Here is a 1,853-nt window from a genome sequence, read left to right on the forward strand (position 1 = left end):
GCGGAAAATCAGGGTTGCTTGGCGAAAAAGGCCAGTGCTTTTTTCAGGATATCCCGTTCCTGTCGTGCAATTTCGAGTTCCCGCTCCAGTTCTTTGAGTCGAGCCTCCTGTGGTGAGAGTGCAGGAATTCCCCGGCCTGTGAATGCAGGGCGGCCAGCGGCCGTTTGGTCGTTCTGTTGTTGCTTCCACCGGACGACGTAGTGAGGGGGAACGCCGAGGTCACGGGCAATCTGAGCGCAACTTTTGCCGGTCGTGCGAACCAGGCGAACAGCTTCGTGCTTGAACTCAGCGGTGAACTTCTGCTTGGGTACGGACATTCTGTCCTCCAGTGTGAATCACACTGAACTTACCCTCCACTAAACCCTACCAACATCACCCTAAACCGTCCAGGCCAAGGGTGTGATACCGCTGCAAAATGTTCCGCGCCCCAGACACGGAATATTTGGTCAGTTCCAGAAGTTCAGTTTCTGTTTTACCTTCAGCAAGGAAGGCAAAGAACTGCGCTCTGCGCCGCTCGACGGCGCAGGTACTCGCCCGGAAAATGGCCCAGAAGTCGTCAGCGGAGTGCTGGAGGTGGATGGAAGAGAAGAATTTTTTGATCTGGACAGTTTACATGATTTAATCGGAGTCCGTATCAGGAGTTGCACCTGCATAATCAGAAAAATCCTTTCCTGGCGAGAGAATTCCAGAGCAACCGCCGGACTGGTCTGGCGAAATTGAACAGGCGTGATCGGTTCGGGAAAACACTGAAAGGCGTGATGACAGCACTGAGATTTTGAGATGTGGGGAGCGGAGGAGGGCGAGAGAATGGCAGAAACCGTTTCAAGCAAGCAGGTCAAGATTTATCGTCTGGGACGATGCCCCCGCGCTATTCATAGGTGCAACTCCTGAGTATAAGGACCCATGGTAACGACAACAACGGCATTGATGGTGGCAGAATTCCCGCTCATCTCCATACCTCAGGTTAGGGGCTGTCACAGCCAAGGCCAAAGTTCCAAATCGCCTAGAAAATCACTCTTACTCTTCACGATTGCGCGCCAGATGCAATTCACGCAGTCCGAGGAAGAGGGGGAAGGCGAAAGCCAGGGCCAGAAAGGCAGAGAGAGGAATGTATCTGATTAGCGCCGGAGGGCCATCAGCACGGCTACGGGATCTTCGTTCCGCAGGCGGGCCGTCTCTACCACGCTCTTGATGCGGGTGTAGGTGATAGCCCCCAGCAGATTTTTGCTGCACTGGGAGACTTTCCTCGCCATCACTACGCTCCGCAGGGCACGCTCTGCGGCGTTGTTGGTGGGCGGAATTTCTGGGTCGATCAAGAAGTGCAGCAAGCGGCCTCGACGATGCTGTTCCAGGAAACCCCGTCGCAATCGCTCATTGGTCTTGGTCTTCAGGGGGGAACGGTCAAGGAGATGATCCAAGCGCAGGGTGAGAGACTCACCCTGTTGGGCGTACTCTTGCCGATTGACCAGCCCGGTGTGATAGGCCGAATGCAAGCGAATCCCGTCCCGAAAAAGCCGGGCCAGTCGCTGCGGATAGCGTTCTCCACGTCCAGGCTGCGCATGTTGTTCCTCAGCCGCCCCATCGGCGTTGCGGATCAGGTGGGCCAGACACTTCTGCTGCTTGGTCTCAACGAAGACCAAGCTGTCATAGACCTTGAAACGATCCGTCACCAGTGTTCCCGTAAAATCGTTGCCCAGGACGGCGCGCACTTCGGCATTGGTGTGCCGTGGGTTGGCCCGGTACAGCACGATATCGGCAGAGCGGAAGGCACTCATCCACGCGGCCACGCCATTCATCCGCCAGCCGGTATCGTCGTGGTGGACGTAAGGGGCAGCTTGAAGCTGTGCTTCAAG

General features: G+C 56.0%; 3 protein-coding genes. 1 reads left to right on the plus strand and 2 read right to left on the minus strand.

The window, feature by feature from the left end:
• Positions 1-8: 8 nt before the first annotated feature.
• Positions 9-317 (minus strand): transposase, encoded by a 309-nt coding sequence (locus tag Q319_RS25190; RefSeq protein WP_034416686.1) that lies wholly within the window; start codon positions 315-317, stop codon positions 9-11.
• A gap of 82 nt (positions 318-399) precedes the next feature.
• Here Q319_RS25190 and Q319_RS27735 point away from each other — a divergent pair, with 82 nt between their 5' ends.
• A complete protein-coding gene (locus tag Q319_RS27735) occupies positions 400-720 on the plus strand; it encodes a hypothetical protein (protein WP_156039580.1) in 321 nt (106 codons plus the stop codon).
• Positions 721-1,118: 398 nt separating this feature from the next.
• Here Q319_RS27735 and Q319_RS0123395 read toward each other — a convergent pair.
• Positions 1,119-1,853: IS66 family transposase (locus Q319_RS0123395; protein WP_156039581.1), on the minus strand; the 735-nt coding region annotated here is incomplete at its 5' end.

The sequence above is a fragment of the Deinococcus marmoris DSM 12784 genome (genome assembly GCF_000701405.1).
In the GTDB taxonomy this organism is placed as follows: Bacteria; Deinococcota; Deinococci; order Deinococcales; family Deinococcaceae; genus Deinococcus; species Deinococcus marmoris.